The sequence below is a fragment of the Oceaniradius stylonematis genome, assembly GCF_003149475.2.
GTDB lineage: Bacteria > Pseudomonadota > Alphaproteobacteria > Rhizobiales > Rhizobiaceae > Roseitalea > Roseitalea stylonematis.
Genome location: NZ_QFWV02000004.1, coordinates 845,177 through 861,061, shown reverse-complemented (window position 1 = coordinate 861,061; position 15,885 = coordinate 845,177). Strand labels below are relative to the sequence as shown.

4 protein-coding genes are annotated in these 15,885 nt (G+C 65.1%); 3 read left to right on the top strand and 1 reads right to left on the bottom strand.

Annotated features, from left to right (window positions below):
* Positions 1–6 precede the first annotated feature (6 nt).
* On the top strand, positions 7–12,393 hold the full coding sequence (locus DEM25_RS07810; protein WP_109765517.1) for a hypothetical protein: 12,387 nt from the start codon (positions 7–9) through the stop codon (positions 12,391–12,393).
* Here the strand turns inward: DEM25_RS07810 and DEM25_RS07805 are convergent.
* On the bottom strand, positions 12,390–13,193 hold the full coding sequence (locus tag DEM25_RS07805) for a DeoR/GlpR family DNA-binding transcription regulator (RefSeq protein ID WP_439650656.1): 804 nt from the start codon (positions 13,191–13,193) through the stop codon (positions 12,390–12,392). The genes DEM25_RS07810 and DEM25_RS07805 overlap by 4 nt on opposite strands.
* Positions 13,194–13,379: 186 nt before the next feature.
* On the opposite strand from DEM25_RS07805, the gene DEM25_RS07800 reads away from it, so the two are divergent.
* Both DEM25_RS07800 and DEM25_RS07795 read left to right on the top strand, forming a co-directional pair.
* Positions 13,380–14,177 (top strand): inositol monophosphatase family protein, encoded by a 798-nt coding sequence (locus DEM25_RS07800; protein ID WP_245412832.1) that lies wholly within the window; start codon positions 13,380–13,382, stop codon positions 14,175–14,177.
* Between the two features lie 81 nt (positions 14,178–14,258).
* Positions 14,259–15,824: an ABC transporter substrate-binding protein gene (locus DEM25_RS07795; protein WP_109765523.1), complete on the top strand. Its 1,566-nt coding sequence runs from the start codon at positions 14,259–14,261 to the stop codon at positions 15,822–15,824.
* Positions 15,825–15,885 lie beyond the last annotated feature (61 nt).

Sequence of the window (15,885 nt, the reverse complement as noted above, 5' to 3'; positions counted from 1 at the left end):
GGCGGCATGAACATCCAACAGCTCTTTGCCGATCTTCAGCAGTTCCAGGACACGGGCGCCGGCACGCTGACGATCCCCGTCGCGTCGATCTCGAACCCGTCCGGCCTCGATTGGCCGGACATTGCGACCCTGTTCAACAAGGTTCTGGCGAGCGACACGCTCACGCTCACCGGCATAACGAGCTTTCCGTCGCAGCCGAGCGCCAACATCATCCGCTATCAGGGAAATGCGACGCTGTTTCCCTGGTCGGGATCGGGCCAGCAGACTGTCCTGCCGGTGACCGCCAGTTTCTCGGTCGATTCCAGCGGCAGTCCTCAACTCTACATCCGCGCGGAGGTTCCATCCCCGGCGGGAGGCTGGACGCTCGGCAACAGCCTGCACGGTCTCGAGGGCACGGACCTTGCCGGTGTCGCGTTCGAGAACGGGTTCTTCCTGCTGACCAGTGCGGCGGTGTCGATCAGCGACTATCCGGGGACCGCCGAACCCTTCGCCAACTTCAAGGGTCAGTTGTCGGCGACGGGTCCGTTTGCGGTGGGGGCGACGCTGTTGCCGACACCGGACAGCCGCACGGTGGCGGGAACGATCGACCTGTCGGAAGGCGACATGCCGGTCATCGCGCTCGCGCCGGCCGGCGCCGCGCCGATCACCCTTGCGGGCATTGCCCTCGAATTCGGCGCTTCGCTTGCAAGCTTCTACGAGGAACTGCCCTATTACGACCCCGCCAACCCGTCGGAAACGACGATCAAGCGGCCGTTCTCGCGGGCGGACCTGATCGCCACGCTCGCCTTTGGCGGCCAGACGCTCGACCTGTCGCTGACGCTGCTGCCGGCCAGCGAGTTCCATACGCTTTCGGTGGGCGAACTGACGGTGCCGCTCGCCTCCTGGAACGAGCTCGACAGCCTGACCGGCGGCATCGATCTTGGCACCCTGGTTCCCGACACCGTGCCGGCGGCCACATCGCTGGTGCTCAAGCAGTTGAGCTTTTCGCTCTATTTCCCCGACAGCGCCGCCCTTCCCAGGGTCGACGCGATCTTCTTCAACGTGGCGATGGATGTCGGCTCTTGGCCGCTGCTGCCCAACGACATTCTGACGGTCTCGGAGATCGGCAGCCTGATGACGCTGAACTTCGGCGACGGCTTGGTGCCGGCGGCGCAGGGCTCGCTCTACACCGCTTTCGACATCGTCGAAGAAGTGCCGATGCTGGCCGAACTGTCGATCCCGACGCTGAACCTGTCGACCCATTTGCAGCCGGGCGTGACGGTTTCGGTCTCGGCGCTGATGGCTTCGGTGATGGAGAAGCTGACCGGCAAGCGCTACGAGCCGCCGATCGACATGGACATTTCGCGGCTCGAATTCTCCGCCGACATCCTCAATCGCACCTTCGGCTTCGGCACCGACATCCTGACCGACTGGAGCATCGATCTTGGCAGCGCCAATGGCGGTTCACTGATCTCGCTGGGCTTTGACGGCATCAGTTTCGACATCGACTATGACGGCCAGCTTTTGCAGGCCGACCTGACCGCCTTCACCCATATCAACGAGGCGATGCTGTACTTCTCTGGCTCCTCGCCCGGCAACGATACCGGCTGGGGTTTCAGCGGCGGGCTGATGAGCGGCAGCACGCTGAGCGTCACCAATCTCCTGACCGCCTTCATGTACCCGGACGGCAACATTCCCGGCGGCAGCTACGGCGTTCCGCAGCTCCAGATCGACCTCCTGCAGGCGACGCTGGCCACCGACACGTCCAACAATCCCGTCGAGTTCACCTTCAAGGGCGGCATGTCGCTCGCCTGGGACTTCAAGGTCTTCGACGGTCAGGGCAGCCCGACCTTCAAACTGACGGCGACTCTTTCTCTGAAAGGGACCAAAGGCATCGGTCAGGCCGTCCAACCGAGGCAGCTCGCCGGCCCGGGCGTGCATGGCGGTCTGCATCTTCCGGCGAGACGACCGGTCGTCGAGGCGGGCAAGAATGCCGCCGGCGAGTGGGTGATCTCCGGCGACGTGCAGGGCACGTTCAGCCTGTTCAACCTTCTGATCTCGGCTGGTTACGAGTTCTCGCCCGACAATTCGGCGCTCAGCTTCGGCATCTGGTACAAGGAGCGCGGCATCCAGGCGACGGTGACGCAGAAGACCCTCGCCGGCAGCGCCGACAAGCAGACCATCCTGACCGTGCGGCTGGGCGATCTGTCGTTCGGCGAGATCCTCGAATATCTGATCAATCTGGCGCTGCCGGGCGAGAACCGGCGCCTCGGCGCGCCCTGGGACATTCTCTACCAGATCAATTTCAAGAACCTCGAACTGGAGGTGAACCTGACGACGTCCGACGTGGCCGTCGCCTACCGGCTCGATCTCGATCTGAAGTTTGCCCGCTTCGACAAGATCGGCCTGATCTACAAGAGCGTGAATGGCGAGGGACGCGTCTTTGTCGAACTCGAAGGCGAGTTCCTGGGCCAGAGTTTCGGCGACGACGACGAGCCACTGGCCTGGGACGTGCTCAACGACGACGCGCCCGAAGTGCCCGGCAAAGGCCCGCAACTGATCGATCTGCGGTTCGTCGGCATGGGCCAGCATATCGCGCTGTCGGTGCCGGTCGCCGATCTCGACACCGTCGAAAAGGTCATCACCGCGCTGAAGGCGTCGATGAAGCCGGTGTCCGGCAGCGGCAATCCGTTGACCGATCCGGCGGCGGCGAGCCTGCGCTATGACGGCAACAGCAATTGGATGTTCGGGCTCGACGCCACGCTTCTGAGCACGTTCTCCCTGTCGGCGGTGTTCTTCGATCCGGTCATCTATGGCGGTTTGATCGCGGTCTCCGGCGAGCGCGGCGGCGCGCTCAACGGGCTGCGCTTCGAACTCCTCTACCGCAAGATCAGCGACGATATCGGCGAACTGTCGGTCGATCTGCGCATACCCGACATGTTCCGCCATCTCGAGTTCGGCGAGGTGAGCGTCACGCTCGGCATGATCCATGTCGACATCTTCACCAACGGCAATTTCCGGGTCGATCTGGGCTTTCCGCACAATGAAGACTTCTCGGTCTCGTTCGCCGTCGAGGTGTTTCCGTTCATCGGCGAGGGCGGGCTCTATTTCGCCTATTTGACCGGCGCCACTTCCGACCGGGTGCCGCAGATCACCAATGGCGATTTCGACCCGGTGATCGAGGCCGGCATCGGCCTGTCGGTCGGTCTGGGCAAGGACTTTCAGGCTGGGCCCCTGAAGGCCGGGCTCAAGATCGAGGTCTACGGCATTTTCGAGGGCGTGTTTGCGCCGTTCGAACCCTATGACAAGGCCGTCGAGCCGGGTTTCTACTTCTGGGTGCAGGGCACGGCGGGGATCGTCGGCACGCTTTATGGCTCGGTCGATTTCGTCGTCATCAAGGCGTCGGTCAGCATCGTGGCGCGGGCCAGCGCGACGCTGGTTCTGGAGGCGCACAAGCCGACAGAAGTCGAGCTGAAGGTCGATGTCACCGCCAAGGCGAGCGTCAAGATCCTGTTCGTTCGGGTGCATTTCAGCTTCAGCCTGACGATCGAGGAGAGCTTCACCATCGGTTCGGCGACGGCGACGCCGTGGATCGAGGGCAGCAACAGCGAAAAGCGTGTGCCGCACGCCCATATGAGCGCGATGATCGCCGAGACGCGCCTTGCCATGATCGGACCGGCGGACGGCGGAATTCAGCCCTTTTTGCGCCAGCAGCGCGGCCAGCGGCCGCAAACGCGCCTGACCCGGTTGCGCCATGCCCGCCATCACCTGCCGTCCCTGACAGCCCACCCCGACCATCGCAGCCTTCATGTGACGCGGATGGCCGAGATGCGCGCGCTGCATCCGGCCGTGGTCCGATTGGACCAGACACCGCAAAGCTGGCCGCCGATCCCGGTCTTCGGTTCGGGCACGCCGGAAAGCGCGCGACTGCAGTTCCTGCCGATGTTCTCGGTCGCCGATCCGGCGAGCCTTTACGGCGCAACCGGCAGCGGCAGTGGCAACCAGACCCAGCTCGTTCTGGGGTTCATGGCCGAGAACACCGTCGATCCAGAGGCGAACGGCCATGCCGAACGCGCGGTCCCGACGGCGGACCATGTGCACCATGTCAACGCCGCCGGCGATCCGCCGCTTGCCACGATGGCCGAGGCGTTCTTCCGTTGGGCGGCGGCGGCCGGCGCCGGCAAGACCGGGACCGACCGGCTGACGCGCCTGCAGCTCGAAGACCTGTTGAACGAAATGGCCGACCCGGCGTTCCAGCAGGCAACGTTCGGTTACGACAATCTGTCGAACTTCCTGCATGAGAGCCTGCATTTCGAGATCGCCGCCTATCCGCAGGGCACGCCGCCGTCGCAGATCGACACCACCAGCGGCACCTTCGTGCCCGTTTGCCCGGCCATCTCCGCGCAGATCGTCCAGGGGTCTGACACCACCAACCGGGACTATGCCGGCTACAACCCGGTCAGCGCCGCCTACGCCACCAACCTTGCCGCCTATTTCCAGCAATTGCTGACCAATGCGACACGCGACGTGGCCAACATGCCGACGACGACGGCGCAGCAGGTGAACAACACACCGTCCGCACCCGGCGGCACGGCCAGCCTGGCGGAACTGATCTTCGGCGAATACTTCCTGCTGATGACGCAGGCCGCCGTACAGGGCGCGCTCGCGCTTCTGCAGAACTACCCCTACACCTATCCGGCGACCGGCGGGCCGAGCCTCGACACGCTGGCCGGCCAGTTCCCGGTCCTGACCGCCCGGCACACGCTGGCGCGCGGGCAAACGCTGTTCGATCTGGCACTGCAGACCGGCCACCATCCGCGCCATCTGGCCGCCGCCAACCCGCTGGCGGCGCGCGGCGACAGCCGCGACGTGGACGTGCCGGTCGGCGTTACGGCCCTGTCGATCGCCGAGGACAATCCCGCCGCGCCGCTCGCGACCGATCTGTCGATCGCCATGCCGGCGCTCGCCTACCAGGTCCGGTCCGGCCAGTCGCTCGACGAGATCGCGGCGGCGATCCCTTTTGTCGATGCGTCGACGCCGCTCACCGGCCTTGCCATCGGCACGGCCAGCCAGCACCTCAAAAGCCTGCTGCGGCAGGGCACGACGCTGTCGATCCCGGCTTTCACCTATTCGCCGGTCGCCGGCGATACGCAGAACTTCCTGACCGCGTTCTTCAAGGTGCGCAACGAGGGGATCGAGGGCGCGCCGAATCTCGACTGGTACGAGCAGGCGATCTCGACGCTCAATCCGTCCGTCGACTGGTCGCAGATCGGCCCCTCCTCGCCCCCGATCGGCGTGCCGACCGCCTATCTGAATTCCAGCGCCGCCAACGCGACCTACACGATCCACACCGGCGACAGCCTGGCAACGATCGCGGCAACCTTCGCCCGCTATCAGGCGATGGACAATTCCAACGATCCGCCGGTCACCGCGCCAACGCCGATCCCGGCGATGGACCACACGATCACCTCGACCGACACGTTCGCGGCACTGGCCGGCACCGTCTTTCCGGGACTGGCGCTGAATGCGCTGATCACGGCCAACACCGACAAGGACGTTTTGACACCGCTGACCGCACTGCACATCGCGCCGTTCACCGCGAAGATTCCGTCCGGGCAGTCGCTTCAATCGTTGGCGTCGGCTTACGATCTCGGCATGGCCGATCTCGTCGACATCGTCGCCGGGATCGATGCGATCTTCGTAGGTGGAACCGATCTGACCATCCGCGACGTGCCCGCCTTGCCGGTCGACCAGTTCGTCACCGACCTCAAGGCGACGGCACAGCTCAACACGATCGCCACCCAGGTCTCGAATTTCCTGGCGCACGGACTGCGCGCGCCGGCACCCGACGACACCAGCTTCACCGGGCTGACGCCGGCGCAGGTGCTGGCGGGCGACTTCACCGGTACCCTCTACGGAATCGCCGACCTGACCGGTCAGCAATTCCCATGGACCGATCCGCAGACCACGCCGATCGACGTGACGCTGAGCCATGCGGCGGTGAGCTGGCTGAGCTTCACCGATGCGACCGTCGCCGGAGCGCTCGACGGCGCCGGACTTGCCGTGCACGCACCGCGCAATCCGCGCCTCTTCGCGAACGCCGCGCCGTCGCCGGGCCTGCTGGTGGCGACCAACGCCATCACCGACATCACGCTGACGGTCGATCAGGCGACCTTCGGGACCGCGCTGCCCTCGACCACGGTGACTCTCAATGCGCAGGCGCCTGCGGTGCTTTCGAACTTCGAAGACACGCCGGTGCACTACAACATGCAGGTCACCCAGCACTGGCAGGCCGGCGCGCGCCCGGCGCTGCCGGCTGCCGCCTCCAACGCAGGCGGCGCGCCCGGTGAACCGAGCCTCTGGCCGTTGCCGTCCAACCTGCAGAAGCTGGCCGATGCCGGCGGTGACAAGCCCTTCGCGCTCAAGGGCGTTGCGCTGACCGCGCCGCCGGACGCCGAGGGCGATCCGCTGGTCTCCTATGCATGGGGCATCCAGCTTCCGATCGTCTTGCACCGTGTTGCCAACCCGACGCCTGCCGCCGCCGAGGACACGCCCGGCGGTGGCTCGGAACTGGGCAGCGACTGGGTCGATGGCCTCTATCTGTGCAAGGGGACCGATGCGGGCGACACCGAGCGGCTCTACGATCTTTGGACCTATCTGGCGCAGGCCGTCCAGGCGGGCAGCGACTCGGGCGCGCTTTATCTGCTTTATCCGCCCAATGCGACGGGTGCGACGCCGAAGGGCTATGCGTCCGATGCGGTCGACACGACCAAGACCGTGCTGCTGAAGACGAACCTGTCGACCGTCACCCGCGATCCGATGCTGACGATGGACGTCTTTGTCGAGGGCATCGAACTCGATGAGGACGGTCCGCCGAGCGCGGCCACCTACAGCGCGCCCCTTTCGCAGGCGACCGATTTCCTGACGCTTCTCTGGGAGGCCTCCGTCGTCGTCGAGGGCGGCTTTTACCTGCACTATGACGCCGACGGCGCCGGTCTGCCCGACTTCGTCTTCGACGAAAACGGGCGCGGCACCATCCAAATCGTCTGTCTTCTGAACAGCCAGACGAGCGGCGCGGCCTCCGGCGGGCCGCTGCTGGCGCTCAACAACATTGCCGTCGTCGGCGACAATGTCGATGCCAGCGCCACCCAGATCTATGCCGAACAGACCGGCGCCGGCGCGCCGACGACGCGGCTTGCCACCATTCCGCCCGGCACCGCCGGTTTCACCATCGAACGCACCGATCCCTCGCCCCAGCCCGGGACCGATCCGACGCCTGCGCAGCTCTCGGGCATGCTCTACGGCCTGATCGGCTACAAGATCGGCGCCGGCTCCGGCTTCACCGGCAGCAACGAAGCGGTGCCGCAGGGGCCGGCGCCGACCGATGACGACGTGCACGGCACCGGCGATGACGTCCTCTACAAGCAGGTGCTCAGCCTTTTTCCCCGCGCCGAGCCGGCCGGGCGGATCGCGCAAAACAATCCCTGGCTGCCGGCCGCGGCCGAGGACCCCTATGCGGGCGTTTCGGCGGGTTCGGGCGCGGCGCTGAGCTTTGCCGCGCATGACATTTTCGGCAACAAGGCGACCGTTTCCGATCCGCTGTCGGACGTCACGCTGGCCGACCGCTACACCGACCGCATGTCCGCCATTGGCGACTGGCCGGGAACGAGCTGGTCCTACACGCTCAGCGGCGCGTCGCCGGCGGCGATGATCGAGATCGACGGTGCCTTGCAGATCAATTCCTACCTGCCGGCACCGGATCTGCCGTCGGAAAAGGCGGTCAGTTCGGCCAGCGCCCATGCGCTCAAGTTCGCCGGTGCCTTCTACCAGATCAGCCGGCCCGGCATTACGGTCAGCATCGAGACGAGCCTCGCGAGCGGTGCGCTGAGCCCGCCGCTCGCGCCGCTGATCGCCTATGTGTCGGCGTCCTACATCTTCACCAGCCAGATCGCCGCGCTGCCCATCGCAACCCACTCGGTGACATCGGGGCAGACATTGTCGGACGTGACCGGCGCGCATTCCGTCCCCGCCGACGATCTTCTGCGCGACAATATCGACCGCCCGGCAACGGCCTTGTTCCCGGGCCCGGTCACCGTGCCGACCTTTGCGCAGGTCAAGCACAATGAAACGCTCAACGCCTTCGCAACGCGCGTCGGCGTCAGCGCGCACGATCTTCTGACGCAGTGGCACAATGCCGATACCGCCATCGTTCCCGCGCAAACCAATCTTATCATCGCCCCGGTCACGGGCACGTTGAGCGCCGGCAAGACGCTGGCCGCCTATGCCGCCGAATCGCAGTGCACGGCCGGTGACATCGGTCGGGCCAACCAGGACGTTCCGGGGCTGATCGCCGACAATCTGACGCTTGCCGCCGGCGGCGTCACCATCAACACGAACGGCTCGACCTTCGTTTCGCTGGTCGCCGATTTCGCCAATGCGGGCGTGACCACGACGCCCGAGGCGATCGCCGTCGCCAACCAGTCGATCGTCGATCTCTTCGCGGTCGGCGGCACGATCACCACCTATGCAGTGGACCGGCGCCTGACGGCCGAGGCGGCGACCGTCGCGCAGACCGTCACGGCGGTCTTCGGTGGCGACGTCGACAGCCTGATCACGCTGAACGGCGCCCTTCCGGGCCTGATCACTCAGAATACGCGGATGCAGACCGGAAGCTCCAGCGAACCGGTGCCGGACGGCGAGAGCCTGCGCCGCTTCCTCAGCCATTTGTCGGGCATCACGATCGCCGATTTTGCCGCGGCCAATCAGCAAACGGCGATGACCACGGGGGCGGTGCTTCTCTTGCCGGCGCTTCTGGACCCCTCGCCGCTTGCCGCGGTGGCCTACGGCATCCAGCCAGGCGTGACGCTGGACGATGTGGCCACGCTGTTTGCGACGACCGCCGACACGCTCGGCACGCAGAACCAGGACATTCCCGGCATCTTCGTTCCGGGCCAGACGGTGACGGTCTCCGGATCGGGCAGCGTGACGACTGATGCTGAGGACTCCATCGCGAGCCTTCGGCTGAAATTCCCGGCCCAGAGCCGGCCGGACCTGGCGGCGCTGATCGCCGCCATCGGCGATCAGCAGGGCCTGTTGCTTGCCGGTGCGGTGCTGATCTGCCCGGCGCCTGCGGCATCGGCCGGCTCGACCGGCGCGGTGGCACCGAACGCGGTCGCCACCGCCTTCCTGAGCACGTCGCAGAGCGACGCCTTGCGCCTGTGCAAGGCCAATGCCGCCCTTTCGGGGTTCCTGAAAGCGGGCGCGCAGTTCACCGTCGACGGCCACACTTTCACGGTCGGCCCGTCGCAGACGCTTGCCAACTCTCTCGCGCCGGTCAATGCGGTGCTTGATGCGCCGCTCGCCTATGACGATTTCCTCAGGGCCATTCTGAGCGAGGCGATCGTCGATCCCGCCGCCAGGATTATCCTGCCGCCGCCCGACGTCGTCTTCGGTGCCGCCCTGCCGGCAGCGCCGGCGGTCACCAACACGATCACGCAGCTTTCAGCGAGCGTCACGCTCGCGCGTCCAACGAACGAGATCGACACGAACTTTGCGGGCGTGCCCGAGGTGCAGCGCGCCACGAGCCCGGTGCCGCCCCGTTCGAGCGGCGTGCCTGCCACGCTCGCCGCGTTCGGCTCGGCATTGGCCACCGCCTATTCCGGTGCGCTCTGGGGCGGCACGGGACCCGCCGAGCGCACGCTCTCCAACCTCGGCAACCAGCGGCAGTATGGTGTGCGGTTCGACGCGCCGGGGCAGTCGCCCGGCACCAATGCGATCCGCAAGGTGGAGATCGGCCAGTCGGCCACCGCGCCGAGCTATCTGGCGCTGCCGCCGCTCGCCAACGCGCTGGTCTCGCGCGAAGCCAGTGTGCGCACCTACCAGTCGGGAGCGACGCCGCCCTTTTCGGAAACAGCACCGACCATGTTCCAGGCGGTCGACGTGATGGACTGGGCCGTCGATTTCCTGGCGACGGTCGACATGGTGCTGTCGCCCAACTATGCCGCGCCTGCCTATCAGGCGACTTCGGCCGCGGGCGGCGGCTCGGTCGATTTCGACCGGTTGGTGGCGGCCAAGGAAAGTCTCGCCGAGAAAATCGCCGCGCAACTGACGCCGATCGAAAAGTCGGACAATGCGATCGACCTGACCGAGGCGCAGACCCTGCTCGGCCAGCAATTGCGGCAGAACCTGTCGCAGGGTTTCGGCACCGATGCGGTCGTCCAGGTTCCGACCGATGTCGAGGCGGACTTCGCCAGCACGGGAAGCGATGCGGGCGGCCACCGGCTGACCGGCAAGACCAATGCGCCCGGCAAAAGCCTGTCGACCACCACGACGCTTCAGGCGCTGGCCACCGGCTTTGGCATTTCCGTCGTCGGCGTCATCGAACTGGTGGCGGCCACGCCGAACATTCTGGCGACCGGCACGACGCTGACGCTGAACAATCATGACTGGCAGATCGGCGCGCACGACACGCTGGCGACCGGCATCGATACGCTGCAGACGACGCCAGAAGGCTTTGCCGAAGCGTTTGCGACACAGGCCCCGCTGTTCCGCGACGATGTCAAGCTGACCATCGATGGTTACTCCGCCATTGCCGGTTTCGGCGACACGCTGACCACCATGGCGGACGCGCTCGATGTGAGCCTGCGCTATCTGGCGATTGCCAACATGGATGTGGACGGTCTTCTGACCGGCACCGTCTATCTCAAGGGCCGGGCGGTCACGGTGACGCCGCAGACTTCGAGCCTGTCGGCTCTGGCGGCGGCCGAATCCCTGTCGGTCGAAGAACTGGCCGGCCTTATCGCTGAACAGGCGGTGCTGGCCGACGGCGCCGTGATGCACACCGCGCGGTGGGTGCCCGAATACAGCCTGACACCGGGCAAGATCGATCTCGTCTCCGGCGACGGTGCGCTGACCATGCTGCTGAGCGTCAAGAACCGGGCCCACTACCGGCGCCTGTTCCTCAATCTGGCGTTCGACATCACCGCGCTGGAATTCGCCGTCGAGCAGGCCGCCTATGTCGACGGCTATGAGACCTCCAAATGGCTGCACTTTCTCGACCCGCTTCCGGAGACGCCTGCGGATTTGGGCGGGGCGGTGATCAGCACCGATATCGGACAGCTCGACATACCGATCCCGCTGCGCGCCTACCCGGCCAGCCCGCGGCTGGTGAACCAGCGTGCGGTTGCCACCTACACGCCCGGCGATGTCGATCCGAACCTGCCGGTTGACGAGCAGATCACCAAGGCCAAGGCTTGGTCCTACTATGCTTCGTTGGAGATGCAGCTCGCCGCGCAAGATACGGCGAACATCACGATTGGCCTCAACTTCCGCCGTCCGCCAATGATGGCAATGTTCGATGTCGGTCCGCCCGACCCGTTCCAAGCGCTCGCAGAATTTGCGACCAATGCAGCGGCGATCAAGGCGGACCTCGCAACGCTTTTGACGGATGGCGGCGCTGCTGCGTCGCCCGCCCGGTCGGCGGTGGCGGCCATCGCCGACATCGCCAAGAACGTCGCCGACAATTGGGGTTTCGTCCAGAACGATGGCAGCGGCGGATCGGGTGCCGGCGACGGTCTGGTGCCCGACGAGAGCTACCGGTTCCGCCTGCAGAAGCGGACGCGCTCGGGCGCCGACGGCGAATCGCTGCTCGATTCGATCGTCCTGATCCGCGCGCCCGGCACAAACACATGGGGACCGGGCGGGCAGATACCGTCGCTCGGCTATATCGATACGGACGGGAAGGTGAAGCCGCTGCAGCCGCAAACGTCCGGTTCGGGCACGCCGCAGGACATCTTCTACAATTTCCAGGAGCCCGTGCCGGATCGTGGCCGGCGCACCTATGTGATCTGGTATGACGATCTCGATGTGAGTGTTTACCAGAATGCCCGCGCCAGCCTGTCGATCCGGCGCAACCAGAATCTGGTTCCGGGCAAGGAGACAGCCGACGCCTTCGTCTACAGCACGCCGGAGTTGAACTTCACCAATCTGGCCGTGCCGGAACTGACCTGGGATCGCTCGATCCTGTTCGGCACCGGCACCACGGCGCAACTGCCGGCAGGATTGACGACCCTGTTCACCGATGTGCTGGGAACGCCGCCGACGGGCGCGGAGACCCAGCAGAAGCTGTCGGGCCGCTATGGCTATCGGCTGGCGGCCGCCAACGGCCCGTCGAGCCCTCTGTCGCCGGACGACATCGTGTCGCTGGTGCCGATGTTCTATCGTCCGCTGTTCGCCTATGCCGGGACGATCCCGTCGGACACCGGCAATGCGGTCGATGACTGGTTCTCGACCCATTCGCCACAGCCGGCCAACACGGCGCTTCTGAGCTTCTCGCTGCAGCTCTTTTCCGACATCATGCCGGACCGGCGGCAGCCACTGATCGCACTGAACCGGCTCGACTACCAGCTCAGCTAAAGAACGGCGGGAATGAGATCGGCCAGCGCTTGGCGAACGCCGGGGTCGGCCTTTGCGTCGGTCACCAGCCAGTCAATGTTGCCGACTTCGCTCATCAGAACGCGGCTGGTGCGGTCGAGCTTGCTGCTGTCTGCAAGGATCGCCACCTTGCTGGTCTTGGCGCCCATGGCGCGCGCCACCTCCGCCTCATGCAACTCATAATACATCACACCGTGTTTGGGGTGGACGGCGGTGGGCGAGAGGATCGCCAGGTCGGCCATGAAACGGCCGATCTCGGCCAGCGTCAGTTCACCGAAGGTGGCCGGCACATCGCTCAAGATCGTGCCGCCCACCAGGATGCTGTGCCGCCTCAGCGTCTGGGCCACGTCGACCGAATTGGTGATCACCTGCACATCGGGGCCGTCTCGCAGCGCGCGGGCAAACGCCATGGTTGTCGTGCCCGCATCCACGAAGACCGTCATCCCCGGCTCGACCAGTTGCAGCGCCTTGCGTCCGATCTCGCTTTTTTCCGCCCAGTTGAGTGTCTTGCGCTTCTGAAAATCGGCCTCGGAATCCTGGTCCGCCGTAATGGCGCCGCCATGAACGCGTGCCAGCAGCCCCTCATCCTGCATGGCCAACAGGTCACGCCGAATGGTCTCGCGCGAAACGCCCAGTTCCTCGGCGATGGCGGCGGTGCGCGCATTGGCCGATTCCCGCAGAATCGCGAGAATCTTTGCGCGCCTTTGAGTATGCCACAAAACTGCAATTCCTTTCTGCAACTTGCCCGATAATTGGGCATTTGGCGCGGTTGCATAGCCCACATACCACAAACAGGGGTCCGCGTTGCGCAGATTTTCACAGGCCGGTGCTGTGTTTTTTTGCACCGATTAGTCGGGTTTGGCGGCGATTCAAAGCCGAAACTGAAGGCCGTGATGATTTTTGTTGACCAAGTGGATTTTTGTGGCAATTGTGGAATAACGAGTGTTTTAGGAGATGCGGTCGTGACGATGACGGCGGGAAAGTCGGCAGGCAGGGCAATGGAGGCCGATCTCACGCTGCTGGACGACATGGCAGACGCCGCGCGCGCCATCGCGCTTCGCTACTTTCGAAAAGACATCGGCTTGACGATGAAAAGCGACGCTTCTCCCGTCACGCGGGCTGACCGGGAGATCGAAGACCATCTGCGCCGGATGCTTGCCCTGCACGCGCCCGACGATGGCGTCTTCGGCGAGGAAATGCCGCCGACGGGTCTCGACCGGCCTCGCCTGTGGGTCATCGATCCCATCGACGGCACGGGCGCTTTTGCCACCGGATCACCGCTTTTCGGTACGCTCTTCGGGTTGCTGAACGAAGGTGTTCCGTCGATCGGCGCCATCGAGGCAAGCGCTACCGGCGAGCGCTGGATCGGGTGCGCGGGCGGCGAAGCCTGGCTCAACGAAAGACCTTGCCGGACAAGCGGGTGCACGCGTCTTGCACGGGCGTCGATCGGCGCCACGGCGATCAATGCCTATGCGCCCGAGGCGCGCGCGGCCTTTGACCGGTTGGCGGCAAGAGCCGCCATCACCCGGCTGGGCGGAGATTGCTACTCATACGGACTGGTCGCAGCCGGCCATCTCGATGCGGTGATCGAAACCGGTCTGAAGCCATATGATTTCGTACCCATCGTGCCGATCATCGAAGCGGCCGGAGGCGTGATGACCGACTGGCAGGGAGCGCCGCTGACGCTGCATTCCGAGGGTCACGTGGTGGCCGCCGCCAGCACCGAACTGCACGAGGAGATCTGCGCTTTGTTGCGCGCGCCGTAAGGCACCAACCCATGATGAGCGCCGAACGGCGCAGATGCCATCCAGCACCCCAGAAACGGACAAATGACAGGAGGCTACAACATGATTAAGCGCAGAACTTTCTTGGCAGGCGCGGGGGCGCTTGCCGGTTTCCAACAGCTCAACCCGGACTTCTTCATCTCTTCGGCCTTCGCCCAGACCGGCAAGCCGATCACGTTCCTGTCGGCGGAAAACATCACCGGCAACTGGGACCCGACCGCGCACACGACCCTGTCGCAAAAGATCATCGAGGGGTTCGTGATGGGCTTTTTGGCCCGTGCGCCGATGCGGCCCGACGATCCGGGCGAGATGGTCTATGAATTGGCCGAATCCATGGAACTGCTGGACGGCAGCAGGCTTCAGATCAAGCTGCGCGACGGCGTGACCTTCCATGACGGTCACCCGTTCACGTCCGCCGACGTGAAGGCCACCTTCGAATATGGCGCACAGCCCGACCGTCCGGCGCAGTGGTATCCCGGCCCCACCGACAGTTTCGAGGTAACGACGCCCGACGATCTGACGGTCATCGTCGACACGAGCAAGGGCGGCTATTCGGCCAGCCTCTTCATTTTCCTAGCCGCATATCTGCCGATGATATCGGCCAAGGACATCGCCGAAGGGCCCAGTGGCGCGCTGACCCAGCGCCTCAACGGCACCGGCCCGTTCCGCTTTTCCGAGCAGAGCGGCAACGATACGGTGCTGACCGCCTTTGACGGCTACTTCAAGGGCGCGCCCAAGGTTCCGGGCGTCACCATTTCCTTCGTCGGCGACGCCACCACCCGGCTCTTGTCGATGATGAACGGCCAGGCCTCGATCATCGAGCGGCTCGAGCCCGAGCAAATCGAAACGCTGTCGGGCCGTGACGACATCCGCATCTCCAAGCTCGTCTCGGTCGAGAACAAATATCTTTGGTTCCGTTGCTCCAAACCGCCCTTCGACAATCCGCTTCTGCGGCGCGCGGCCTGCCACGCGATCGATCGCGAACTGATCTACGAGGTGCTGGGCGAATCGGGCCATCCGTCGGCCAACTTCATCTCGCCGATCAAGTTCGGCTATATCGATCTGGACAACTATCCCGAGTATGACCCCGATGAGTGCCAGCGCCTGCTGGCCGAGGCGGGCTTCCCGGGCGGTCAGGGCCTGCCAGATCTCGAATACATCACCTCTGTGGGCTTCTATCCCAAGACCAAGGAGTATGGCGAGGTCATCACGGCGATGCTTCAGGCCCAGGGCTTCCCCGTGACCCTGAACGTCATGGAAGTGGCCGCTTGGAACGAGAACCTCTACGACCGCCCCGGCGGCGGCCCCGGCCACATGATCGACTGTGGCTGGTCGACCGGTTCGCCGGAGCCTGACCTGGTGCTGCGCACGCACTTCCATTCGGGCTCCAAACGGATCACCGGCATAGTCGACGCCGAGATCGATGAGGCGCTGGATAGGCAACGTTCGGCATCCTCGCTGGAAGAGCGCGAGCGGCTGCTCCAGACCGAGCTGACGCCGATGTTGGCGGACAAGGCGCCGGCGCTGTCACTGTTCACATCGGTGATGGTGCATGCGATCAGTGCCGATCTGGATGGCCTTTTCCTCTACCCGGACGGCAGCATGGACGCCTCTGTGGCGACCATCTGACCGGCGGCGTCGGCCCCCGTACATCACCCGTCGAGGGTCGGCGCTGTTTCCTTCTGATGCC

Bases quoted from the DNA above. Each gene is read 5' to 3' on its own strand.
- DEM25_RS07810 (WP_109765517.1), top strand. From the start codon at position 7: ATGAACATCCAACAGCTCTTTGCCGATCTTCAGCAGTTCCAGGACACG.
- DEM25_RS07800 (WP_245412832.1), top strand. From the start codon at position 13,380: ATGACGGCGGGAAAGTCGGCAGGCAGGGCAATGGAGGCCGATCTCACG.
- DEM25_RS07795 (WP_109765523.1), top strand. From the start codon at position 14,259: ATGATTAAGCGCAGAACTTTCTTGGCAGGCGCGGGGGCGCTTGCCGGT.